Raw genomic sequence first — 22,904 nt, forward strand, 5'->3', positions numbered from 1 at the left:
CCGACTGGGTGTCCTACGCCTGCGCCTGCTGCTGCTCCTCCACCCAGCGCAGGAAGGCGATCTGCCGCGACATGAGGGTGACCAGCTCGTACGCGGTGTGCGAGGCGGCCACGGAGGTGATGTCGGCGTGGTCGTACGCCGGGGCGACCTCGACCAGGTCGGCGGAGACCAGGTGGCAGTCGGCCAGCCCGCGCACGATCTCCAGCAGTTCGCGGGAGGTGAGGCCGCCCGCCTCGGGGGTGCCGGTGCCGGGGGCGTGCGAGGGGTCCAGGACGTCGATGTCCACCGATATGTAGAGCGGCCGCTTGCCTATGCGCTCCTTGAGCTGCTGGATGACCTCGTCGACCCCGCGCCGCATCACATCGGCCGAGGTGACGATCCCGAAGCCCAGTTTGGTGTCCTCGTCCAGGTCGCCCTTGCTGTACAGCGGGCCGCGGGTGCCGACGTGGGAGAGGGCGGAGGTGTCGAGGATGCCCTCCTCGACCGCGCGGCGGAACGGCGTTCCGTGGGTGTACTGGGCGCCGAAGTGGTTGTCCCAGGTGTCCAGGTGCGCGTCGAAGTGCAGCAGCGCCACCGGGCCGTGCTTGCGGGCCACCGCGCGCAGGATCGGCAGCGCGATGGTGTGGTCGCCGCCCAGCGTCATCAGCTGCGCGCCCGTGGACAGCAGCTCCTCCGCGCCCGCCTCGATGTTCTCGATGGCCTCGTCGAGGTTGTGCGGGTTGGCGGTGATGTCACCGGCGTCCGCGACCTGGACGTAGTGGAACGGGTACGCGTCCTGCGCCGGGTTGTAGGGCCGCAGCTGCCGCGACGCCTCCCGGATCGCGTTCCCGCCGAACCGGGCGCCCGGCCGGTAGGAGACACCCGCGTCGAACGGGACCCCGACCACGGCGATGTCCGTGGTGCCGACCTGGTCCAGGCGCGGGACGCGGCCGAACGTCGCGGGCCCCGCGAAGCGCAGCGTGCGCTCGGTCTCCTCGGGCGGAACGGGCATGGCGGGGTCGCGATCGGTCGCGCTCATGGCGGAACTGGGCCTTTCACATGGGGGGTTGCTCAGCAGTGATCTCCTACATCACCCATTCAATCCCTCGAATGGGTGATTGCCCACTGCGGCCTCCCCCTATAAAGGAACCACGCCCCTATGGGGCAGCCGGTATACCCCTCCAACTTCGCCCCGATGCCGAGGGCTTGCTAGGTTCTTGATCACCGCCACCGGAAAGGCCGAGGTCATGTGGGGATGGCCCGGGCTGCCGGGGGCGGTCGTGTGAAGGAACGGCCAAAGGGTGCTCTCCACGGCGGTGGGGGGCACCCCTTTGTCTGTCGATTCCGGAGGATGATGGTGGGGTGCGGATTCGAACGAGCACCATCGAGGAACTTCCCCATCTCCAGGACATAGAGCGCGCCGCCGGACGGTGCTTCCGGGACATCGGGATGGACGAGATCGCCGACGACGAGCCCCTGAGCCTGGCCGAGCTGGAGCGCTATCAGCGCGCCGGACGGGCCTTCGTGGCGGTGGACGGCACGGACCGGCCCATGGCCTACGTGATCACCGATCCCGTCGACGGCAACACGCACATCGAGCAGATCTCGGTGCACCCGGACAGCGCCCGCCGCGGAGTGGGCCGCACGCTGATCGAGTACGTCGCGGCGCGCGCCGCCGCCGACGGCGTCCCCGCGCTGACCCTGACCACCTTCGTGGACGTCGCGTGGAACGCCCCGTACTACGCGGCCCGCTGCGGCTTCCGGACCCTGGCGGAGGACGAACTGACCCCCGGGCTGTGGGAGATCCGCCGCAGCGAGGCCGGGCACGGGCTGGACCGCTGGCCACGGGTGTGCATGCGCAGGGAGACCGGCCGATGACCCCTGCCGACCTCACGGCCACCGAGCTGCTGGGCCATCCGCGATCTGACGCTCGCCCCGGCCGCGCACCGACCACGCCTTCCTGACCTCACCGCAGGCCCGCGACTGCCTTCACGAGGAGGGCATCGCCGTGGTCGGCTCCCGGGCGCCGCGACGGATCTGGGTCACCCGACCTGGCGGGCGCGCCGCACAGCTCGGCCACGGCCCGCCGCAGCGCCCGTATCCGCGCCGTCTCCCCGCCCCGCCGCCACACCAGGCCGAGCCGCGAGTCCGGCAGCCCCTCCACCGGCACGAACGTGATGTCGCGGCGGCCGTGGTACTCGGCGGTCGGCGCGCACAGCAGCATCCCGCCCCGGCCCGCCGCGACCGCCGTCAGCCCCTCCTGCAGGGTGCGCACCCGCGGCCCGTCCGGGATCGGGCGGCCGCCGGGGGTGACGGGCGGGGCCATGAACTCCCGCCAGTAGCGGGGCGCGGGGTCGGACGGCGCGACGAGCGGGCAGCCCGCCAGCTCCTCGGCGTCCACCGCGCCCCGCCCCGCGAAGGCGTGCCCGGCGCGGACCACCAGCGTCTGCGGCTGCCGGGAGAACACCGGGCCGAGGACCAGATCCGGTTCCTCGACCGGCAGGAGGACGATCGCCGCGTCCACCTCACCGCCGCGCACCGCGCCGAACGGATCGGCCATCGGGATCTCCACCGTCTCCGGTTCGCAGCCGGGATGCCGCTCCCGGAAGGCCGCCAGCGCGGCCATCACCCGCTCGTCCGCGGCCCCTTGGAAGCCGACGCGCAGCACCCCCGTCAGGCCGCGCGCCGCGCCCCGCGCTCCCTCGACCGCCCCGTACAGCGCGTCGTACGCGGGCCGCAGTTCGGCCAGGAATCGCTCACCCAGCGGGGTCAGCCGTACCCGTCGGCTGGTGCGGTCCAGCAGCCGGGCGCCGATGCGCCCCTCCAGCGCCCGCAGCAACTGGCTGATCCTGCTCTGCGATACGTACAGCCGCTCCGCCGCGCGGCCGAAGTGCAGCTCCTCGCTGAGCGCGAGAAAACACTCCAATTCGCGGATCTCCAGCCCGGACATCGGCCGCCTCCCGCATTCCTCCACCGATCGATGAGTCTCGCTCATAGAAGACTGAGGACTTCGGCGTTGTTCCCGGCCGGGGGCGGCGGTTCATTTGAGTCATGTCGAATTCCACGCCCCCTACCACGGAACTCACCGCTCCGGCAGGCGCATCCGGGTCAGCCGCCCCCGGGGTGGCCGCCCCCGCGCACTCGCCGCTCAGAGCCTGGCTCGCCGTCGTCGCCGTGGCGTTCGGCACCTTCTCCGTCGTCACCACCGAGATGCTCCCGGTCGGCCTCCTCACCTCCATCGGCTCCGCGCTGGGCGTCTCGCCCGGTACGGCGGGCCTGGCCATGACCATTCCCGGACTGGTCGCCGCGGTCGCAGCCCCCCTCCTGACCGTCACCGTCGGCCGCCTCGACCGGCGGCTGGTGCTGTGCGGCCTGCTGGGACTCCTCGCGGCGGCCAACCTGGCCTCCGCCCTCGCCCCCACCTTCGCCGTGCTGCTGCTGGCCCGGGTGGTGGTCGGGGTGTGCATCGGCGGGGTGTGGTCCCTGGCCGCGGGGCTCGCGGTGCGGCTGGTGCCGGAGAAGTCCGCGGGTTCCGCGACCTCGCTGATCTTCAGCGGGATCGCCGTCGCCTCCGTCCTCGGCGTACCGGTCGGAACGCTCGTCGGCGACCTGTTCCACTGGCGCGCCGCGTTCGCCGGGATGGGCGCGCTGGCGCTGGCGACCGCCGCGGCCCTCGCCGTCACCCTGCCGCCGCTGCCCGCCACCGAGACCATCCGGCTGCGCGAGGTGCCGGGACTCTTCCGCAACGCCCGGCTGCGGGTCGGGCTGATCACCACGGCGCTGCTGGTCACCGGCCACTTCGGCGCGTACACCTACGTCCGCCCGGTGCTGGAGGACGTCTCGGGCGTACGGCCGGGGCTGATCAGCACCCTGCTGCTGGCGTACGGCGTGGCGGGCATCGCAGGGAACTTCCTGGCGGGCGCCACTGCCCACCGCGACCCGCGCCGCACCCTCATGGTCATCTTCACCGTCCTTGCCGCCTCGGTCCTGCTCGTACCCGTAGCGGGCGGCACCCTCGGCGGGGCGGTCACGCTGCTGGTGCTGTGGGGGCTGGCGTACGGCGGGGTCTCGGTGACCTCGCAGACCTGGGTCCTGCACGCGGCGCCGGACGCGCGGGAGGCCGCCTCGGCGCTGTTCGTCGGCGTCTTCAACATCGCGATATCCCTGGGCGCGCTGCTCGGCGGCCGGGCGGCGGACGGGATCGCGCTCGTCGGCGTGATGTGGTTCGGCGGGGCGCTCGCGGTGCTCGCCCTGGCGCATGTGGCGATCTTCGGAAGGCGGTAGCGGCGTGCCGTGAGACCCTGAAACCAGGGGGCTCGTCTTCGGGAGTGATCCGATGGCAGTGAGCATGCACGTGGTCTGGAGCAAGGCCGAGCCGGGGCGCGTCATCTACGAGACGCACTCGATCGAGACGATCACCGACGGCAAGGGTGTCCACGCGACCGTCGACAGTCATACGTACGAGATCTCTGTCAGCAGCCGCGCGGAGGCGGAATCGATCGCGGACGCGGAGGGATACGAACTGTTCCGCAAGGGCGATGCGTGGGAGAGCCTGCCCGAGGAATGAACCCGGGCAGCACACCGCCGGGGGTGAGTGCGAGCTGCGCCCGCGTCCGCGCCCAGTCCCGCTCGCGCCCGTGCTCAGTCCCGCCCGCGCCCAGCCCGGGCCTCGTGCTCAGGCCCGTTCGTGCTCAACCGGGGCCTCGTGCTCAGGCTGCCCGTAGTCAGCTCCGCCCTCGTGCTCAGCCCCGCCCTCGCTCATGACCGCCGACAGCCGTCCAGCCCGGCCCGTGACCACGGACCGGGCTGGACGGCAGGCACATCGACTCAGCCGCGACGCACACGCGCCTCAACCGCACCTCAACCGTGGCTCAGCAAGAAATCCACGTCCCGGGCGTCCGACGACGCGTCGCCGCCGACCGTGACCGGCCGGGTGGCCGGTGCGTAACCGCTGGCGACGACCGTGTAGTGCTCACCGGTCAGCCCCTCGAAGCCGAAGGCCCCGTCCGTCCCCGTGACGCACTGCCCGACGACGTCGCCGGAGGCGTCCAGCAGCGCCACGCGGGCGTCCTCCAGCGGGCGTCCGCCCTGGTCACGTACGGTGCCGCCGACCCGGGCCGCGGGCCGCAGCGACACCTCGACCCGCACCGGCTCACCGGCGGTCAGCTCGACCTGGGTGGCGTGCGGACGGTGTCCGTCCGCGCTGAGCGTCAGCGTGTACGGGCCGGAGGCCAGCTCCGGGAGCGCGAACTCACCCTTCTCGTCGGCCGTCGCCGAACCCGCCACCTCGCCGTCCGCGCCGGTCGCGGTAGCGGTGGCACCGGCCAGCGGCCCGCCACCCTCGGCCCGGACGGCCCCGGTCAGCCCGCCGCCTCCGGCCAGCCGCAGGTCGCAGAGGACCGGGACGTCCGACACCAGCAGCGTGGCGGCCTGCGGCTGGTGGCCGGGGGCCGAGCCGATGAGGACGACGCTCGCGCTGCCGGGCGCGGTCACGGTGTAGCTGCCGTCGCGCCCGGTGACCGTACGGCCGAGCTGGCGGCCGCCGGTGTCGATCAGGGTGACGGCGGCGTCGGCCAGCGGGGTGCCGTCGGGACCGAGGACCCGGCCGTGGATGACGCTGCCGATGAGGTCGGCGACGACGTCCTCCGCAACGTCCTTCTCGGCGACGGCGACAGGCTCCGGCGCGGTCGGCGCGGAGACACCCGCAGGCGCGGAGACACCCGCAGGGGCGGATGTGACGGCGGCAGGACGCCGCCCCGGCAGACAGAAGGCGATGAGCAGACCCACGACCGAGGCCGCGCACGCCACCATGAACGAGGTCTGGAAACCCTCCTTGCTCGGCAGCGCGACCCCGCCGAAGTCCGTCGTCTGACGGGCCAGGATCACCCCCACCACTGCGCTGGAGGTGGACATGCCGATGGACCGCATCAGGGTGTTCAGACCGTTCGCCGCGCCCGTCTCCCGGGCCGGTACGGCGCTGACGATCAGGGTCGGCATGGCCGAGTACGCGATGCCGATGCCGACGCCGAGCGCGGTGGCCAGCACCACGATCTGCCAGATCTCGTCGATCATCACCAGGCCCGCGCCGTACGTCGCGCCGATCACGATGATGCCGCTGATCAGCGAGACCTTGGGGCCGCGAGCGGCGTTGATACGCGCGGACAGTGGCGAGACCAGCATCATCGCCACGCCCATCGGGGCGAAGTACAGACCCGCCATGACCATCGACTGGCCGAGGCCGTAGCCGGTGGCCTCCGGCAGCTGCAGCAGCTGCGGGAAGATCAGCGACATGGCGTAGAACGAGAAGCCGACCATGATCGAGGCGAGGTTGGTCAGCAGCACCTGGCGGCGCGCCGTGGTCCGCAGGTCGACCAGCGGCTCGGCGGTGCGCAGCTCGAAGACGCCCCACAGGAGCAGGATCACCACGGCCGCGCCGAACAGCCCGAGCGTCGTACCGCTCGCCCAGCCCCAGTCGCCGCCCTTGGTGATGGGCAGCAGCAGACAGACGAGACCGGCCGTAAGACCGAGCGCGCCGATCAGGTCGAAGCGGCTGGGGGTGCGTACGGCGGACTCCGGAACGACGGCGAGCACCAGCGCGATCGATATCGCGCCCAGCCCGGCGGCCCCGTAGAACAGCACGTGCCAGCTGGTGTGCTGCGCGACGAACGCGGCGGCGGGCAGCCCCAGCGCACCGCCGATGCCGAGCGAGGAACTCATCAGGGCCATCGCCGAGCCCAGCCGCTGCGGCGGCAGCTCGTCCCGCATGATGCTGATGCCGAGCGGAATGGCGCCCATCGCCCCGCCCTGGATGGCCCGGCCGATCACCATCACCACCAGATCGGAGGTGACGGCGCAGGTCAGCGACCCGACGACGAGCAGCGTCAGCGCGACCATCAGCATCCGGCGCTTGCCGAACATGTCCCCGAGCCGCCCCATGACGGGAGTCGAGACCGCCCCGGCGAGCAGGGTCGAGGTGACCACCCAGGACGCGTTCGAGCTGGTGGTGTGCAGCAGCTGCGGCAGCTCGCTCACGAGCGGGACGACCAGCGTCTGCATCACCGATACGGCGATGCCGCAGAACGCGAGCACCGCCACGAAACCGCCACCGACCTCGCGCTGCGGGAGCGAGGCGCCGGTCGGCGCGGCTCTGGTGGGCTCCTCGACGCGAGCTGGGGCTGACTGGGCCATGCGGATGAGGCCTCCAAGCGGTACAACAGGGATGAGTGGGAGATGTGCATCCTACACATGATGTGTATCGTGCACACTTCTGTTTCATGGAGCGGGGGCGACGAGGAGGAAGCGTGCTGGAACGGCTGGAACGCGAGCTGATGCTGGTCGCGAGGTGTCACGTACTGACACCGAGGGACCGCAAAGCGTCGGAAGACGAGCCGTCCACAACTGATCGTCTGGACCGCTCGGCCTACCTGCTCCTCTCCCGCCTGGACGCGGAGGGCGCGATGTCGATCGGCCAGCTCGCCGACGCGTTCCAGCTCGACGTCTCGACCGTCAACCGCCAGACCGGCACCCTGCTGCGCGGCGGCCTGGCCGAGCGCATCCCCGACCCCGACGGCGGCCTCGCCCGCAAGCTCCGCGTCACCGCCCTGGGCAGCGAACGCCTCACCGCCGAACGCGAATGCCGCCGCAGCAGCCTGGCCCGCATCCTCGAAGACTGGTCTCCGGAGGACGTGTCCCGCTTCGGCGAGGCCCTGACCCGCTTCAACCGCGAGGTGGAAGCGCACGACGGCCGCCCGTGGCCCCGCGAGGAAGAATCGGAATCAGCGTCCCCGGGAACGCGTTGACCTGAAGTACGGACCCATCCGAGGAGGCCGAACGATGCCATCCCCCACCCCACACCCTCACACCAGCACCGGCTCCGGCCACCGAGTAGAGGTGGCGCGCGGCACCCAGCACGTCAAGGTCACCATCGACGGCCAGGTCGTCGCCGAGACGGACCGCCCGCTGCTGCTCCACGAGACCGGCCTGCCGGTGCGCTACTACCTCCCGCCGGAGGACGTGGACCTCACCCTGTTCGAGCCCACCGACACCCGCACCACCTGCCCCTTCAAGGGCGAGGCGGCGTACTGGACGTACATAGGCCCGGACAGCGGCGCCCAACTGCGCCCCGACGTCGTCTGGGCGTACCCGCAGCCGATCGACGCGGTACCGGAGATCAAGAACCACCTGTGCTTCTACGACGAGGTAGCCGATATAACGGTCACCTGACCCCTGGAGGACTGACCCCCCGGGGCTAACGCCCCTCCGCCCCAGCCCCCATCACCCCATCAGCGGACCTTCCCCCGCACCCCCAGGGGGAACGGCTGACGCGTGCATCTCCACGCGTACTCCTGGCTGGGCGAGAAGGAGCTGTTCGACCACGAAATCCTCCGCCGCCTCCCCGACCGCCCCCTGCCCCCGGTCACGGCGGAGGACGAGGAGCACTACCGCGCCCTCCTCGACACCTTCCGCCGCGCCGAGCTGCCTCCCATGGAAACGGCGTACTGGCTCCTCAAATCCCCGGCCCTCATCCGCGCCACCTTCCACGAACCCAAGGACGCCGCCACCTGGCTGGGCCAACAACTCACCGACCACGCCCCCGGCTTCCTCTCCCGCCAGGAAGCCGACACGGCCCGCCTCTCCCGCCTGGTAGCCACCGCCACGGACCGCCTGACCCAGGGCGGCGACGTCTCCCTGGGCTTCTACACAGGCCGCACGTCCTTCCTCTCCCTGGCCGTAGTCACGTGCGCCCCCAACCCCACGTCCCCAGACCTCCCCTGCCCCCAGCTGAGCCCTCCTACCCAGGGGAACTGAGTACCCGACGCGATCCCTCCACGCCTGGCCCGCGATTGGCTGGAGCGGTGAACGAGACACCTGCCGCCGAACCGAGCGCCGCGGCCGACACACCCGACGAGGCACACGACCGAAGCTCCGCACAGCGGCGAAGGTCGGCGTCGGCCTGCTGATCCCCACCGCCGTCATCAGCATCGTCCTCTCCCTCATGACGGAGCGCGCCGCCGACTGCGTCATGTACGGGAACCAGTGCTCCGCAACCCCCGGTTCGGTGATCTGGGGCGCACTTCTCGCATCGGCGGCGCTGGGCCTGTACGCCGCAAGCTGCCCCCGGAACCGGCTGCCGTTCCCCACGGCCCGCTCCTGGGCGGTCAAGGGACAGTGGCTCGCTCAGCTGATGATGGCGATGCTGCTCCTCACCTCTCCCTGAGCCCGGTCAGCTCTGCTGGTTGCCGACCTTGCCCGTCATGTCGGTGGTCTGCCCGGCCGGTGGGGCGTCCGTATCCACCTCGGTGCCGAAGTCGGAGAACACGATCAGCGTGCGCACCGTCATCTTCCGCGGGACGGCGGTGCTCTTGTCCGCCTGATCCGGCTGGCCGGTCGGCTTGAGGTTCATGGTGACCTGCTGGCGGCGAATGCGGCCCTGGTCGTCCAGCCAGATGTCCATCGGAACGGTGGGACCGACCTGGAGCTTCAGCGCAGCGGAGTCGGAGAGCTTGTCGACGTCGACCGTGACCCGGTAGCGCGTGGTCTTTACGCCGTCGACCGTGGCCGTGCCGACCTTCTTGGTGTTCCGGTCGGTGATGCCCTTGGCGAGACCGGCAGACTGCGCGGGGTCGTTGATCTGATTGCTGCTGCCGCTGTTCTGCTCGGCGGCGGCCTTCTTCAGGTCGATCTTGATCCACGGCTTGTCACCGGGCACCTGCGCCCGCTGCCGAGGGGGAAGCTTCTGGTACACCACCTGGTCGACGACGCGCTGCTCGACCTTCTGGCCCTCGGCGCTGATGGTCATGGTGCTGTCGCCGTCCTCAAGGTCGATGACGCCCTGGCCCTCCGCGGCAGCCGACTTCCCCGCGGCCGAGGTCTCCGTCCGGAGCGTCATCCGCGCCGTTTCCTCCTCGGCGGTCCTTGCGTACGCGGTACGAACCGCCGCCGTACCCCCAGCGCCAGCCGCCGCCGACGACGAGGTCTCCCCGCCCTTGCCCTTGGAGTCCCCGTCGCTCCCGCACCCGGTCAGCACCCCGCACGCGAGGAGGCCCACGGCCCCGATCGCACCCGCTCGTATCCCGCTGGCTAAGTGAGTCATGTCTCCAACTCCCCTCAACGATGGGGATACCGAGTGCCCCGGATCCGCCGGACGAGACCGCCGAACGGTGAATCCCCGCCGGACGCGGGTCGTCCGGCGGGGCGTGCGGCTCAGGAGAAGGTCACGTCGCTGCACAGGAAGTACGTCTGGTCCATGTGTGAGGCCTGCCAGATCGTGTAGACGACGTGGCGGCCGGTGTAGCCGGAGGTGCTGACGTTGATCGAGTAGTTCTGGCTGGGCCCGTACTTGCCGGTCGTGGTGACCAGTTGCAGGTCACTCCACTTCAGCGGCTGCGTGGTGGGGTCGTAGCCCTGCCGGGTGACGTAGACCTTGAAGTAGTCCGCTCCGTGGCTGGCCTGGTCGTACAGCTTCACGGTGAAGTTCCGGCTGATGGTCGTGGTCTTCCAGGCGCCAGGCGTGTCGAGGGAGTTGTAGCGGCCGCCTTCGGTGCGGCCGCCGCTGCACAGCTGCCCGTCGGGGACGGCGGCCGGGAAGTTGCCTGCGGAGCCGTTGCGGTAGAGGCCGTTCCAGTTCCACATGGCGTTCGGGTTGTCCTGCCAGGCCTGCCAGCACATGGGGTCTTTCTGTGCCATCTCCGGGTTCAGGTGGTCGCTGCCCCAGCGCAGCCAGCAGCCGTAGTTGCGGGAGGCGGGATCGATGACCGATCCGTGCGCGCTGGCGGTGCCCGACCAGGGGATCAGGCCGAGCAGCAGCGCGGACAGCAGTCCGAGGGTGCGAGAGGCCCAGCGGCGTAAGGAATTGCCGCGTTCATGACAAAACATTGGGTGATCTTCCTCCATCGTCCGTGGGGGAGTGGGAGAGGTGTGGGAGCGCTCCCAGATGCCAGCTTGCCCGAGGGTGCCAACGCGAAACGTTCCGTTGCCGATGCGGACTACGCCGGTGGGGACGCCAACGAGGCCGTCACCACAACCGGTGCCAACCGCCCCGCCCTCCGCAGTCCGTCCGCGACCATCTCCACCAGCCACACCGCGATATCCGGTGACCACTCCCGCGTACGGCAGCTCAGCCGCATCACCTCACGCATCCCCTCGGTGTGCAGCACCCGGTCGAGATCAAGTTCCAACCCTGGAAGGCCGCTTTCCGCCGCGCAGACGGAGACATCCACCGCCCCCTGCGCCATGTCCCGTACCGCCGCACAGACGGCCACCGCATCACGCTCACCCGCCCCGCCCTCCCGAGGCTGGCGGGAGACGGTGACCACCACCTCGTGCCGGGCATCCGGATCCGCCAGGCCGAACCACGGCGCCAACTCAATCTGGTGGAAAGCGGTGTTGTGTTTGGCCGCCTGCAGCGGCAGCAGAGCATGCAACCCGGTGAACGTCACCGTCCCCACCCGGGCCAACGCCTCGGACAACACCAAAGAAATCGGCCGGACGGGAAGGCCGAGACGCGGAGGATCAGTCAGAATCCCCGCCTGCAGCCAGGCCAGCTGGTGCACTCGTCCATCCTGGGTCCAATCACCGCCGACCTCCTCATGGGCCCAGGAAGTGGGCTCATGCCGAGCCGTGACCTTTCCGTCTTCATGGAGCGAGCCACTCACGGATTGCCAGCCGTACGCCCCGGCCCGATCGATCGCGAAACCGAGAAGATCCTCCTCGACGGAACCCTCGTCGTCCTGCTCCACAACCCGGTCGAACCACGGATTGCGTTCGAGGATCCCGTGCAGACCAACAATGACAGTGGGCGGAATCACGGGCGAAGCGTATGCGATGTGCGACGCTTCGGCCCAGCCCGATGCCTCTCCTCCCGACCTGCGGGGTAGTCGGCGGGCCATGGGCGAGATTCTGGTCGGCACCTGTTCATGGACGGACCGCGCGCTGCTCTCCAGCGGCTGGTACCCGCCGGGGCTGCGCGACGCGGCGGGGAGGCTACGGCATTACGCCACCCAGTTCCCGGTGGTGGAGGTCGACGCCACGTACTACAACCTGCTCAGCACCCGTAACAGCGTCCTCTGGGCCGAACGCACCCCGGACGGCTTCCGCTTCAACTTCAAGGCGTTCTCCTTGCTCACCGGCCACCCCACAGCGCCGAACGCCCTGCCCGCTGATCTGCGGCCCGCCCTGTCCAGGCGGCGCTACGAGGTTGACCCGGGACTGCTCGACGACGTCTGGCAGCGCTTCACCGGAGCGCTCGAACCGCTGAAGAAGGCCCAGCGCCTCGGCACCCTGCTCTTCCAGTTCCCACCCTGGTTCGCCCCTGGCGACGGCCGGGCGAAGGCGTTCCTCGACCAATGCGCGCGCCGTACGGCGGGCTGGCCCGTGGCCGTGGAATTCCGCCACCCCGGCTGGTGGGCGGACGATGAGCGGGCCACGACCGAGGCGGCGCTCAGGGACTGGGGCATGTCGGCCGTAGCCGTGGACATGACCCAGACGCTGCCCACCTCCATCCCCCCGGTCACCCCAGTCACCTCACCCCACCTGGCGGTGGCCCGCTTCCACGGCCGCAACGACGCCTGGGGTACCGGCACCAAGGAGGAGCGCTTCCGCCACACCTACACGCCCGAGGAACTGGAGGAATGGGCTCCGCGCCTTCGCGGCATGGCCGAACGCACCGACGAGGTCCACGTCGTGTTCAACAACTGCTGCGCGGATGCGGCCGTCCGGGCAGCGGAGTCGATGCGGCACCTGCTCGGCGCGCCCACGGGTCCGGGCTGACGGCACCACCGCGCGCGTCGCCTGCGCGAGCCAGAGCCATCAAAAGCGAGCTGACACCTAAGTAAGATTCAATCTACGTAAGATCGAACCTGAGGTTGTGGTCGGCCTTAATGAGTTCGTTGAGGTTGTCGCGCTCGATCTGGCGGGCGACAGGCGCGGCCACGTAGGACAGCCCGGATGGCCCCCTGCGCGCGAGCGGGTTTACGCACGAGGCAGCCGTTGAACAGCGGCGCGCACCAGACCGGCAAGGGCGGAGGGCCGTGGCGCAACCCCTCACCTCCTGGTGCGGCCCTGGATACAGTGGGTAGCCACAGCGTGCACGACCCCTCAACCGGAGGCAGCCATGGCCCGCGCTTGGGAGGCCGACCCGTCCGCGTTATTCGAGCGTCGGCTGGGGAAATCCGCCGCAGAGCTCGGCAACTCCGACGGAAATGACGAGTGCCCGGACATCTGGCAGCTCGACAACGGTGATGTGGCCGTGATCGGCAGAGACCTGACGGCCGTCTACGGCACCCGCCTGCCGCCGGGCGTGAACCTCGCTCCGGACGAGCGGCTGGTCGTCATCCCAGGCAACATGCTCAGCGCCGCGAAGAAGGACATCCCCGATGCCTGACCTTTTCGCTCCCGTTCTCGACCCCGAGCGGGGCGACCGGCTTACCCGGCCCGCCTACAAGCAGGACTTCCGGCAACGAGAGGACGCCATCCGAAATGGCAGTTCCTGGAAGCTGGAGCGCCGACAGCACTTCGAGGAGCAGGGCAGCCCAAGCCGGGACGCCCTGCGCCGCGGCGACTGGTCGGAGGCGCTTCGGCTCCTCGCCGACCGGCACGACAACCTGGCCGCGGCCGCCCAGGAGGAGAAGCGCAGGGGGTACGCCTTTCACCGCGTACGGGTGGTCGAGAAGCCGCTGACACCGTACGTGCAGTGGGAACTCCACTCCCAGCGGCAGCGTGCGGAGCACGGGCAGCGGATCAGGATCGTCCCCGCCGAGCAGGTGGCCGCGTCGGAGAACTCCGGCCCGCTCCCGGAACTGGTCGTGCTCGGCGGCCACACCCTCTTCCAGGTCCTCTACACCGAGGCAGGAGTCGCGGACGGAGCGATCCGCTACACCGACCCTGATCTCGTCGAGCGCTGGGAGAACTACATCAAGGCGCTCTACGCGGCGGGTGAAGAGGTGATCCCCTACTTCGACCGCGAGGTGGCACCCCTCGATCCACCGAAACTGAGCGAAGGAGGGGAGTAGGCCGATCGCAGCGTCAGACGGACAAGACGAGCAAGTCGGCAACACCCACTCCGAGCTGTCGGGCTCCTCGCGTGACGTCGTTCAGGCAAGAGATGTCCACGGAGGCATCCACTTCCACACCCAGCACACACCGGACACGGGTAGGGCCTCCGGCCCCGTCCCACGCCAGTTACCGGCCGACGTAAGCGGATTCGTCAACCGGACCGATGAACTGGCCCAGATGAACGCCGTCCTCACCAGCCAAGACGGCAGTCCGCTGGTCGTCTGCGTATACGTCATCGCCGGTACCGCCGGCGCCGGAAAGACATCGCTGGCCCTGCGCTGGGCCCACCAGGTCCGGGACCGCTTTCCTGACGGTCAGCTGTACGCCAACCTGCGTGGCTACGATCCCGGAGAACCGGTCCCGGCACGCGAGGCCCTGCACCGCCTGCTGACCTCGCTCGGCGTCCCGGCCGCATCCGTACCCCAGGACCTCGACGCGGCCGCCGCGCTGTACCGCTCGTTGCTGGCCGATCGCCGAGTCCTGGTCGTCCTGGACAACGCGGCCACCGTAGGCCAGGTTCGACCACTGCTCCCCGGAAGCGCACACAGCCTGGTCCTGGTCACCAGTCGCAGCCGCCTGTCCGGCCTCGCCGTCCGTGACGGTGCCCGTCGACTCACGCTCGGCGTGCTGCCGGAGCCCGAGGCGGTTGCCCTGCTGCGCGCCGTCACCGCGGGATACCGACCGGCCGACGACGAACGGCAGCTCGCCGAACTGGCCCGCCTGTGCGCACGACTCCCGCTCGCCCTACGCATAGCCGCGGAACGCGCCGCCAGCCACCCCCACCTGCGGCTGGACGACCTGATCGCCGACCTGCGCGACGAATCCGCTCTCTGGGACACCCTGAGCACGGGCGACGACGAGGAGGCCGAAGCCATCCGCACCGTCTTCGCGTGGTCCTATCGCGCACTGTCGCCGCCAGCTGCCCGCCTGTTCCGCCTTCTCGGCCTGCACCCCGGCCCCGAGTTCGGATTGCGCGCCGCCGCAGCCCTGGCGGGATCGACCAGCATCAGCCGCTTCCGTCAGCTGCTGGACTCCTTGGTCGGCGCCCACCTGCTGGAACAGACCGCCCCGGACCGCTACCAGTTCCACGATCTGCTACGCGCCTACGCCATCGACCAGGCCCAGCACGAGGAGCCGCCGGCCGAACGGGAAGAAGCCCTGCTCCGCGTGCTGGAGTGGTACCTGCACACCGCCGATGCTGCGCAGAGCTGGATCAACCCCGCCGAGGACCGCGTACCCCTCACGCCCGCCTCGGATGACATCAGCCTGCTGACGTTCTCCGACTACGACGCCGCCGTGGACTGGGCCGAGCGGGAGCACGACAACCTCCTCCAGGCCGTTCGTACGGCCGCCGACGCCGGGCACGACCGCCTGGCGTGGCAGTTGGCCACAGTGCTGTGGAACGCCCAGTTCCCCTCCGCCTCAGGCACCAGCTGGCCAGCCGTGGGCCGCATCGGACTGGAGGCAGCCGAACGGCTGGAGGAACGCGCCGCACAAGGCGCACTCCACACCTACCTCGGCATGGCCTACACCCGGATCAACCGCCGAACCGACAGCCTCGAAAGCCACGAGAACGCGCTGAGGATCCGACGCGACCTGGGCGATCGCCTGGGCGAAGCGCGCTCACTCAACCTGATCGGCCTGAACCACCTCCGCACCAGACGACTCGATGCCGCCGCCCACCACTTCGAGCAGGCCATCTCCGCCTTCCAGGAGCAGGACGCAACCCACTGGGCCGCCACCGCCCTGTCGAACCTCGCGACGACCCACTACCGCGCCGGACGTCTCCCGGAGGCGGCCACCGTCATCGACCAGGCCCTAATCGCGCATCGAGCCCTCGGCGACCAGCGCGGCGAGGGCAACATCCTGCGCGTGCTGAGCGATGTCCAACGCGAGCAGGGCGACACCGACGCATCCCTGGCCTCAGCCCACGCCGCCCTAGACATCGCCCTCAGCCTCCGCAACCTCCGCCTGGAAGGCTTCTGGCTGCTGACGCTGGGCGGCGCCCAGCAGGCGGCGGGCCAGTATGCCGAGGCCCTGACCTCCTACCAACGGTCCGCCACCCTGCACCGCCGCCTGGCCGACCGCAGCCGAGAGGCCCTGGCCTGGCAGGGCGCAGGCGAGGTGTACCACCGCCTCGGACGTCATGCCGAAGCAGCCGACTTCCACCGCCAGGCCGCCTCGGCACAACGCGACCTGGGCGACACGTGGCACCAGGCCCTGGCCCTGGACGGCCTGGCCTCGGCGGTACTCGACGAACGCCCGGAGGAAGCCCACCGACACTGGGCGCAGGCGCTGACGCTCCTCGCGGACTTCAGCGACCCACGAGCAGTAGCAGCGCGCGAGGCCATCGAACGCAGGCTGACCGAAACAAGCTGAATCAGCACTCGGACTGCGAACCGGCGCTGAGCTGGATCTCGGCCCACACGGTCTTGCCGCACGGGTGCCGGGGATCGATGCCCCACCGCGTCGCCAGCGAATGGATGAGAAGCAGACCTCGCCCATGCTCGTCGTCGGCGCCCGGCGGCGTGACGTCGGCTGGCCGGGGAAGCCGCTCGTCCCGACAATCAGCGACCTCGATACGCAAGGTCGCGGCCTCTGATGTAGGCCTCGCCAGGACGAGAGCCAGCAGAAAGTCCCGACCGGGCACACGCCCGTGCTGCACAGCATTTGCGGCAAGCTCGGCAACGAGCAGCGCGGCGTTGTGCGTGGACTCGTCGTCGTGGCTCCAGCCCCAGTCGGAGAGTTGCTGCACGGCGAGACGACGGGCGAGTCGTGCACCCCGCCGCGTGGGGCTGAGGCGCTGACTGAAGCGGTCGGAGCCCTGTACGAGTTGGTGAGAGTGATTTTCGTGCGACATGTCACAGAGCGTGGCCGCAGGCTCCTACGCTGACCAGCAAGACGGCCAGTACACAGCGTGCTGGTACCGGCACGCTCGGCTGCCTGTCAGGGGCGGCGGGCGTGACCGTACGGGCGTACGACACGGGGTGGTGACTCGGGTGACGGATACGGGTATCGGCCGAGTTGGGGAACGGCGGCCTGAACCACAGGAGGACACGGACAGCTGGGCGGACCTCAACCGTGCCGTGGGAAAGCAGATCAAGCTGCTTCGCGAACGCGCGGGCTGGACGCAGAAGGAACTCGGTGACCGGCTCGGCTATAGCGAGGACCAGATCGCGTCGCTGGAGCGTGGGCGCCGGACACCGCAGCCGGAGTTCCTGGACGCCGCAGACGAACTTCTCGGCGCGGGCGGATTGTTGAGCGTTCTGAAGGAGGACATCGCCCAGGCGAAGGCGAAGGCACGAGTCCGGCATCCAGCCTGGTTCAGGGACTACGCCCGCCTGGAGGCGCAGGCTGTCGAGATCAACGATTACAGCAGCCACGACATCCCCGGCCTCTTCCAGACCGAACGCCGTGCGTGGGCCCTGTACGAGATGCGAAAGCCGTTGCTGGACGAGGAGACCATCGAGCAACGAGTGGCCTCTCGCCTCGATCGACAGAAGATCCTGACCCGCTGGCCCCCACCGATGGTGACCGCTGTTGTGGAGGAGGCCGTACTGCGGAGGCCACTCGGCGGCTGGGAGGTACACAACGAGCAGCTGGACCAGTTGCTCCGGCTGGGCCGGCTGCGCAACGTCGAACTTCAGGTGATGCCGCTGGAGCGCACGGAGCACGCCGGGATGGGCGGGCCCTTCATCCTGCTGACCCCCAAGGGAAAACCGCAGGTCGGATACATGGAGGCTCAGAACCACGCGCGACTGGCGACGGATGCCGAAGAGGTCCGTATCCTGGCCGCACGCTACGGCACCATCAGGGCCCAGGCACTCACGCCACGTGAGTCCTTGGAGCTGATCGAGAGGATGCAGACGCAACGATGAGCACTGAGGATTCCGCGCGACTCGCTTGGTTCAAGAGCAGCTACAGCGGCAACGAGGGCGGTGCGTGTGTGGAGGTCGCCACCACACCCGAAGCTGTGCACGTGCGGGACTCCAAGGAGCCAACAAGGCCCCACCTCGTCTTCCCCCAGCAGACCTGGGCAACGTTCGTGCCCTTCGCGACGCGACCCTGACGCACGAGTCCGGGACCTCCACTTTGAGCCGTGTGGTTCGAACAGCGCTCAACCTCCTTGCTTCAAGAGCGAAGGGCAACAAAGAAGCATGCTCCCCTGCGTCCGGGAGGAGAATCAGCTGCTCCAGGGGCGACAGCCCCCGGACGAAGGTCGCGCGCAGTTCTGGACGTTTCCCCGTCATGCCAGCGAGAGGGCTCGGCGGGCACCGTTCAGGAAGATCCGCAGAAGGGAGCTGGTGGCACACGCAAAGACCTCACTGTCAGCGGCTGGGCTGAGGGCGGGGTCTGCTGACACCTTTTGCGAGGTGCCCCCGGCAGGATTCGAACTTGCGCACGCTGAGGGGGATTGCCTTCCAGACATCGTCGCAGGCCACAGCCCTATAGGCGGCTGTTAGGCGAGTATGGGTCCGTGGTAGTCCACAGCTCGCAGCATGCGTATGAGCGTTGCTCTGATCAGAGCAACACCCCGGGTCGTCAGGGCGGAACACGACGCGGCGCTGGTTGGGCTCGCGGCGACGTAACCGCCCCTGTCACATTTCGTCCCACTGCGGGAGAAGGGGCAGACCGGCGTTCGGCTCGGCCTCGGGCCGCTTCGAGGCTGGCGCTCCCGGCTGTCCCGGGATCGCAGTAGTCGGCACGGTGACCGTCTTCTTAGGTCCGAACATCAGGCTGGACGACTGCTGGGTCCTCCGATCCGATACGACGATCCCGCCGCGCCACTTGCCTACGGGGTCCTGGTACCGGAACTGCAACTTCCTGAGCCTTGCGCCGAACTCCTCTCGCAGCGGCTCGTAAGCATCGTCGCAGTGCACGTTCCACCTGACGTCGTTGAGGTAAGCGTGACAGGCGATGGGGAACAGCAGTGACGAGACCAAGAGATCCGCAAGCTGGAGAAGAGTGTGCGTGTCGCTGTGACCGAAAACCGGTGACTCGATGATTCCGCGCAGGCTGTCGCCGCCCGTACGGTACTTACGCGTGGTCACACAGTGCACGTTGGGTGCGTTCTTCACCTTCGTGCGGCTGTCGAGCATCATCATGCCGCGCGAGTGTTCGTGGGCGAGCTGGGCTTGGAAGGTCTCGTTCAGCGCGGCGACGGAGGCGGGATAAACCCCGGACTCGTCGAACGCCAGTCCCTCCTCCTTGATCCATACACGGGCGAGGATGCGGGTCTCATGGGCCTCCAGTATCTCGAGCAGTGAAGCCACCAGCTCCATGGCCGCACGCCGCCAGTTGTGGTTGCCGACCCGGAGGTTCTTACGGACGTCCGCGCCCTTGATCTCGTGCTGGATCACCTCAGAAAGCTGTTCCGCGTTCCGTAGCTGTGGCCGGTAGTGCTTCTTGACGTCGAGGAAAGCCCAGGTGAGTGGCCTGACCTGGGCTCGGGGCACGGTGAATCCGCCGACGACGAGCACCGGAGGAGCGTCAGGTCTCGCAGGGTCGAGCGTCTGCCCATTGCCCGCCTCGTCGATGTAGCACAGATGCACCGAACCTCCCGGAAACACGTCTGTGGCCGCCCCCGAAGGGACGGCCACAGGGTCTGCGCAGTCATATGCGCGGTGTTTTGCTTGCTGAGCCCGATCCTGCCAAGACGGCTACGGACGGTCAAGCGAGACGTCACATACGGTCGACCGGCGAGTCAGCTTTCGGTCGGCGCCGCGGGGGCCGGGCCTAGGAAAGCTGACCAAGTGGCGTGGCAGCAGTGTCCCACTGCCCGGTGGGCTGGTAGGTCTCCTCACCGCAGCAGCTGTTCTCGGGACGGCCGCGTGCCGCCGGAGTCGTCCTCGCTGCTGCCTGAGCCGAACGCGGAGTCGAGCCGTGACCTGTACATCCGGCTTTGGCGAGCCGGTGGGTGATGGCCGCGCGTACCGGGGCGGGCATGGCGGTCCATGCGGAGGTCGACGTCTGAAGGGTCAGGTCGGGCTGTCTCAGAGACCGCAAGCCGATGCGTCCTGGGGCTCGGGGGTCGTAGGATCCTCCGTGTGATTACGGGCGAACTGAAGAGCAAGGTGGGGCGTGTCTGGGACGCGTTCTGGTCCGGCGGCATCGCCAATCCGCTGGAGGTGATGGAGCAGATCACGTATCTCCTCTTCATCAAGCGGCTGGACGAGATCCAGACGCGCAAGGACCGCAAGGCGACCGCAACGGGCAAGCCCGATCCGGACCCCTTCTTCTCGGACGACCAGCAAGATCTGCGCTGGCAGAACTTCAAAGTCAAGGACCCCGAGATCATGTACGGGATTGTCGCCGACGGCGTCTTCCCGTACCTGCGCCGCATGGGCGGGGACGAATCGACGTACTCTCACCACATGAAGGGAGCCCGGTTCACGATCCCGGGGCCTAACCTGCTGGCAAAGGTCGTCGACCTGCTCGACCACATCTCCATGGACAGCAGCGACACCAAGGGCGACATCTACGAGTACCTGCTCGCGAAGATCGCCACGGCTGGCCAGAACGGCCAGTTCCGCACTCCGCGCCACATTATCGACCTGATGGTCGAGATGACCCAGCCGGGGCCGCGCGACGAGATCTGTGACCCGGCGTGCGGCACGGCCGGCTTCCTGGTGCAGGCGGCGTCGTACATGCAGCGGGTGCACCGCGAGGCGCTCCTGGGTGTCGAGCAGCGCAAGCGCTTCAATGAGAAGACGTTCCATGGCTTCGACTTCGACAACACGATGCTCCGCATCGGCTCCATGAACATGTTGCTTCACGGCGTGGAGAACCCGGACATCCGGCACCGTGACTCGCTTGCGGAGAGCGCGGCCGGCGAGGCCGAGCGCTACTCCTTGATCCTCGCGAACCCGCCCTTCGCTGGGAGCCTGGACTACGAGTCCACGGCGGTGGACCTCCAGCGCATCGTCAAGACGAGGAAGACGGAACTGCTGTTCCTGGCCCTGTTCTTGCGACTCCTGAAGCCTGGTGGCCGGGCGGCCGTCATCGTCCCTGACGGGGTGCTGTTCGGCTCGACCAAGGCGCACAAGGAGCTGCGCCGCATCCTGGTGGAGGAACAGCAACTCCAAGCGGTGGTCAAGCTCCCGAGCGGGGTCTTCAAGCCGTACGCCGGTGTGTCGACGGCGATTCTGTTCTTCACGAAGACGGACTCGGGCGGCACGGAGCACGTCTGGTTCTACGACGTGCGGGCGGACGGCCTGAGCCTGGACGACAAGCGCAACCCGCTGCTTCCGGAGGAGCGCCTGGGCGTCCGCCCGCAGGGCGACCCGCTGACGCCGGACGAACTTTTGAAGAACAACCTCCCGGACGTCTTGGCCCGCTGGCAGGAACGAGACGGCACGGAGAGGGACCGGGCGAGGACCGAACAGAGCTTCTGCGTACCCAAGGTGGACATCGCTGCCCAGGGCTACGAGCTGTCCCTGAACCGCTACAAGGAGATCGTCCACGAGGAAATCGTGACGCGGACGCCGAAGGAAATCCTGGCAGATCTGGAGCAACTGAACGAGGAGATCGTCAAGGGGACGGCGGAGCTGAAGGGGATGCTGGCGTGAGTGCGCAGCGGCTCGACTCGGTTTGCCTAATCACCATGGGGCAAGCGCCTCCAGGCGACTCGTACAATACGGACGGGCGCGGGTACCCGCTTATCGCGGGAGCAGGTGATTTCAACGAAGGGGGAATCGCATCGAAGAAGTTTACGACGGCGCCTGGGAAGATTTCAGACGAAGGGGATGTGATCCTTGGGATCCGAGCGTCGATCGGCGACAAGGCCCTATCCAACGGCCGTTACTGTCTCGGTCGAGGTGTAGCCGGCCTGAGACCGATGACGGGGTTGGACCACCGCTATTTGTGGCAGTGGCTCGGTTTCAGTAAGGGTGAGCTGGCGGCAAAAGGGCGGGGGGCTACATTCCTGCAAGTCAATCGCAACGACATTGGTGAGATGGAGATTCCTCTACCGCCCGTGGCCCAACAGAAGCGCATCGCTGCCGTTCTCGACCAGGTCGACACCCTCCGCGCCAAGCGCCGAGAGGCCATCGCCCTTCTCGACGATCTGACCCAGTCCATCTTCCTCGACATGTTCGGCGACCCTGCTCGTAACCCATTGGGCTGGCCTGTGGGGAAGGTTGGCGACTTGCTGATCTCTGCGAACTACGGAAGTTCGGCCAAAGCGGACGTGGAGGGTGACATTCCGGTCCTTCGCATGAACAACGTCAGAGCCTCTGGTGACGTTGACATGCGTGATTTGAAGTACTTGCCGAAAGAGCAGGCGCCAGAAAAGCACCTGGTTCGAGCGGGGGACGTGCTGTTCAACAGGACAAATAGTGCTGAACTGGTCGGTAAGACGGCTATCTACCGGCTCGCCGAAGAAGTCGCCTACGCAGGCTACTTGGTGCGCCTTCGGGTGAGTGAGGAAAATCATCCAGAGTACCTGGCGGCTTTCCTGAACAGTCGATATGCGAAGCGGGTGCTGCGCTCGATGAGTAAGAGCATCGTCGGCATGGCAAACATCAACGCTAAAGAGGTTCAGGGTATGAAGATTCTCATCCCCCCGTTGGCTGAACAGAAGCGATTCGCAGCGGCGATCACGCAGGTCGAAGCGGCCAAGGAACCTCACCGCGCCCACCTCGCCACCCTCAATGAATTCTTTACCTCCCTCCAGCACCGTGCCTTCTCTGGCACTCTCTGGGATCACGAAGCCCCCGGCGAAGCCGCGTAAGCCGCTCCCGCCGTACCCGGTGCGCAGCACCGACCGCACCACCAGCACCACACGCCGCCCGTGCGGCCGGGCAGGGGAGCCTGGCCCCGGGCGGTTCTGCCATAGCAGACAGCCGGATATGTCGGCCTCGTGCGGGCCGGGG

General features: G+C 68.7%; 23 protein-coding genes and 1 pseudogene. 15 read left to right on the forward strand and 9 right to left on the reverse strand.

Translation table 11 applies throughout. From position 1 onward, the window contains the following. Positions 1 to 13: 13 nt before the first annotated feature. Positions 14 to 1,018 (reverse strand): agmatinase, encoded by a 1,005-nt coding sequence (gene speB, locus ACZ6CL_RS02970; protein WP_468930386.1) that lies wholly within the window; start codon positions 1,016 to 1,018, stop codon positions 14 to 16. Between the two features lie 323 nt (positions 1,019 to 1,341). On the opposite strand from speB, the gene ACZ6CL_RS02975 reads away from it, so the two are divergent. Continuing rightward, positions 1,342 to 1,857, forward strand: coding sequence for a GNAT family N-acetyltransferase (locus ACZ6CL_RS02975; protein WP_468930389.1), 516 nt, complete (start codon positions 1,342 to 1,344; stop codon positions 1,855 to 1,857). 88 nt (positions 1,858 to 1,945) lie between these two features. Here ACZ6CL_RS02975 and ACZ6CL_RS02980 read toward each other — a convergent pair whose 3' ends face one another. After that, positions 1,946 to 2,929, reverse strand: a complete 984-nt coding sequence (locus ACZ6CL_RS02980) for a LysR family transcriptional regulator (RefSeq protein ID WP_468930391.1) — start codon at positions 2,927 to 2,929, stop codon at positions 1,946 to 1,948. Positions 2,930 to 3,030: 101 nt separating this feature from the next. On the opposite strand from ACZ6CL_RS02980, the gene ACZ6CL_RS02985 reads away from it, so the two are divergent. Then, complete coding sequence (locus ACZ6CL_RS02985; RefSeq protein WP_468930394.1) at positions 3,031 to 4,263, forward strand: MFS transporter; 1,233 nt, start codon at positions 3,031 to 3,033, stop codon at positions 4,261 to 4,263. Between the two features lie 52 nt (positions 4,264 to 4,315). Beyond that, positions 4,316 to 4,546, forward strand: coding sequence for a hypothetical protein (locus ACZ6CL_RS02990; RefSeq protein WP_468930397.1), 231 nt, complete (start codon positions 4,316 to 4,318; stop codon positions 4,544 to 4,546). A gap of 293 nt (positions 4,547 to 4,839) precedes the next feature. Here ACZ6CL_RS02990 and ACZ6CL_RS02995 read toward each other — a convergent pair whose 3' ends face one another. After that, positions 4,840 to 7,167 (reverse strand): MFS transporter, encoded by a 2,328-nt coding sequence (locus ACZ6CL_RS02995; protein WP_468930400.1) that lies wholly within the window; start codon positions 7,165 to 7,167, stop codon positions 4,840 to 4,842. A 113-nt stretch (positions 7,168 to 7,280) separates the two neighbouring features. On the opposite strand from ACZ6CL_RS02995, the gene ACZ6CL_RS03000 reads away from it, so the two are divergent. The 4 genes from ACZ6CL_RS03000 to ACZ6CL_RS03015 all read left to right on the forward strand — a co-directional run bounded on the left by ACZ6CL_RS03000 (position 7,281) and on the right by ACZ6CL_RS03015 (position 9,196). After that, positions 7,281 to 7,778 (forward strand): MarR family winged helix-turn-helix transcriptional regulator, encoded by a 498-nt coding sequence (locus tag ACZ6CL_RS03000; RefSeq protein ID WP_468930401.1) that lies wholly within the window; start codon positions 7,281 to 7,283, stop codon positions 7,776 to 7,778. 34 nt (positions 7,779 to 7,812) lie between these two features. Beyond that, positions 7,813 to 8,202, forward strand: coding sequence for a DUF427 domain-containing protein (locus ACZ6CL_RS03005; RefSeq protein WP_468930403.1), 390 nt, complete (start codon positions 7,813 to 7,815; stop codon positions 8,200 to 8,202). A 102-nt stretch (positions 8,203 to 8,304) separates the two neighbouring features. Next, positions 8,305 to 8,787: a hypothetical protein gene (locus ACZ6CL_RS03010; RefSeq protein ID WP_468930406.1), complete on the forward strand. Its 483-nt coding sequence runs from the start codon at positions 8,305 to 8,307 to the stop codon at positions 8,785 to 8,787. A gap of 187 nt (positions 8,788 to 8,974) precedes the next feature. Beyond that, on the forward strand, positions 8,975 to 9,196 hold the full coding sequence (locus tag ACZ6CL_RS03015; protein ID WP_468930408.1) for a hypothetical protein: 222 nt from the start codon (positions 8,975 to 8,977) through the stop codon (positions 9,194 to 9,196). A gap of 6 nt (positions 9,197 to 9,202) precedes the next feature. On the opposite strand, the gene ACZ6CL_RS03020 is transcribed toward ACZ6CL_RS03015, so the two are convergent. From ACZ6CL_RS03020 to ACZ6CL_RS03030, 3 genes are all read right to left on the reverse strand, one after another. Beyond that, on the reverse strand, positions 9,203 to 10,072 hold the full coding sequence (locus ACZ6CL_RS03020) for an SCO4651 family lipoprotein (RefSeq protein WP_468930411.1): 870 nt from the start codon (positions 10,070 to 10,072) through the stop codon (positions 9,203 to 9,205). A 110-nt stretch (positions 10,073 to 10,182) separates the two neighbouring features. Next, positions 10,183 to 10,854 carry a lytic polysaccharide monooxygenase auxiliary activity family 9 protein gene (locus ACZ6CL_RS03025; RefSeq protein WP_468930414.1) on the reverse strand — a complete coding sequence of 224 codons (672 nt, stop codon included), beginning with the start codon at positions 10,852 to 10,854 and terminating at the stop codon, positions 10,183 to 10,185. 110 nt (positions 10,855 to 10,964) lie between these two features. Then, positions 10,965 to 11,786, reverse strand: a complete 822-nt coding sequence (locus tag ACZ6CL_RS03030) for a hypothetical protein (protein WP_468930417.1) — start codon at positions 11,784 to 11,786, stop codon at positions 10,965 to 10,967. A 79-nt stretch (positions 11,787 to 11,865) separates the two neighbouring features. On the opposite strand from ACZ6CL_RS03030, the gene ACZ6CL_RS03035 reads away from it, so the two are divergent. Beyond that, the gene (locus ACZ6CL_RS03035; RefSeq protein WP_468930420.1) at positions 11,866 to 12,747 is read left to right on the forward strand and encodes a DUF72 domain-containing protein; all 882 of its coding nucleotides are present in this window, start codon (positions 11,866 to 11,868) and stop codon (positions 12,745 to 12,747) included. 106 nt (positions 12,748 to 12,853) lie between these two features. Here the strand turns inward: ACZ6CL_RS03035 and ACZ6CL_RS03040 are convergent. Further along, positions 12,854 to 12,940, reverse strand: a pseudogene (locus ACZ6CL_RS03040) (CopG family transcriptional regulator); the annotation flags it as partial. A gap of 150 nt (positions 12,941 to 13,090) precedes the next feature. Here ACZ6CL_RS03040 and ACZ6CL_RS03045 point away from each other — a divergent pair. The 3 genes from ACZ6CL_RS03045 to ACZ6CL_RS03055 all read left to right on the forward strand — a co-directional run bounded on the left by ACZ6CL_RS03045 (position 13,091) and on the right by ACZ6CL_RS03055 (position 16,410). After that, positions 13,091 to 13,360, forward strand: coding sequence for a hypothetical protein (locus tag ACZ6CL_RS03045; RefSeq protein WP_468930422.1), 270 nt, complete (start codon positions 13,091 to 13,093; stop codon positions 13,358 to 13,360). Next, positions 13,353 to 13,988 carry a DUF6879 family protein gene (locus tag ACZ6CL_RS03050; RefSeq protein ID WP_468930425.1) on the forward strand — a complete coding sequence of 212 codons (636 nt, stop codon included), beginning with the start codon at positions 13,353 to 13,355 and terminating at the stop codon, positions 13,986 to 13,988. Before ACZ6CL_RS03045 ends, ACZ6CL_RS03050 begins: the two co-directional genes overlap by 8 nt. Positions 13,989 to 14,490: 502 nt before the next feature. Beyond that, the gene (locus ACZ6CL_RS03055) at positions 14,491 to 16,410 is read left to right on the forward strand and encodes an ATP-binding protein (protein WP_468931256.1); all 1,920 of its coding nucleotides are present in this window, start codon (positions 14,491 to 14,493) and stop codon (positions 16,408 to 16,410) included. A 1-nt stretch (position 16,411) separates the two neighbouring features. Here the strand turns inward: ACZ6CL_RS03055 and ACZ6CL_RS03060 are convergent, their stop codons facing one another. Then, positions 16,412 to 16,891 carry an ATP-binding protein gene (locus ACZ6CL_RS03060; protein WP_468930428.1) on the reverse strand — a complete coding sequence of 160 codons (480 nt, stop codon included), beginning with the start codon at positions 16,889 to 16,891 and terminating at the stop codon, positions 16,412 to 16,414. A 139-nt stretch (positions 16,892 to 17,030) separates the two neighbouring features. Between ACZ6CL_RS03060 and ACZ6CL_RS03065 the strand changes: the two genes are divergently transcribed. Both ACZ6CL_RS03065 and ACZ6CL_RS03070 read left to right on the forward strand, forming a co-directional pair. Then, positions 17,031 to 17,909, forward strand: a complete 879-nt coding sequence (locus ACZ6CL_RS03065) for a helix-turn-helix domain-containing protein (protein WP_468930431.1) — start codon at positions 17,031 to 17,033, stop codon at positions 17,907 to 17,909. Next, positions 17,906 to 18,100: a DUF397 domain-containing protein gene (locus ACZ6CL_RS03070; RefSeq protein ID WP_468930433.1), complete on the forward strand. Its 195-nt coding sequence runs from the start codon at positions 17,906 to 17,908 to the stop codon at positions 18,098 to 18,100. The genes ACZ6CL_RS03065 and ACZ6CL_RS03070 overlap by 4 nt, the downstream gene beginning before the upstream one ends. A gap of 529 nt (positions 18,101 to 18,629) precedes the next feature. Here the strand turns inward: ACZ6CL_RS03070 and ACZ6CL_RS03075 are convergent. Further along, positions 18,630 to 19,631: a DUF3800 domain-containing protein gene (locus ACZ6CL_RS03075; RefSeq protein WP_468930435.1), complete on the reverse strand. Its 1,002-nt coding sequence runs from the start codon at positions 19,629 to 19,631 to the stop codon at positions 18,630 to 18,632. A gap of 447 nt (positions 19,632 to 20,078) precedes the next feature. Between ACZ6CL_RS03075 and ACZ6CL_RS03080 the strand changes: the two genes are divergently transcribed. Together ACZ6CL_RS03080 and ACZ6CL_RS03085 are read left to right on the forward strand one after the other, a co-directional pair. Then, positions 20,079 to 21,599, forward strand: a complete 1,521-nt coding sequence (locus tag ACZ6CL_RS03080; RefSeq protein WP_468930438.1) for a type I restriction-modification system subunit M — start codon at positions 20,079 to 20,081, stop codon at positions 21,597 to 21,599. Continuing rightward, positions 21,596 to 22,762 carry a restriction endonuclease subunit S gene (locus ACZ6CL_RS03085; RefSeq protein WP_468930440.1) on the forward strand — a complete coding sequence of 389 codons (1,167 nt, stop codon included), beginning with the start codon at positions 21,596 to 21,598 and terminating at the stop codon, positions 22,760 to 22,762. The genes ACZ6CL_RS03080 and ACZ6CL_RS03085 overlap by 4 nt, the downstream gene beginning before the upstream one ends. Positions 22,763 to 22,904: the final 142 nt, after the last annotated feature.

This window comes from Streptomyces sp. NPDC041200 (assembly GCF_055591805.1).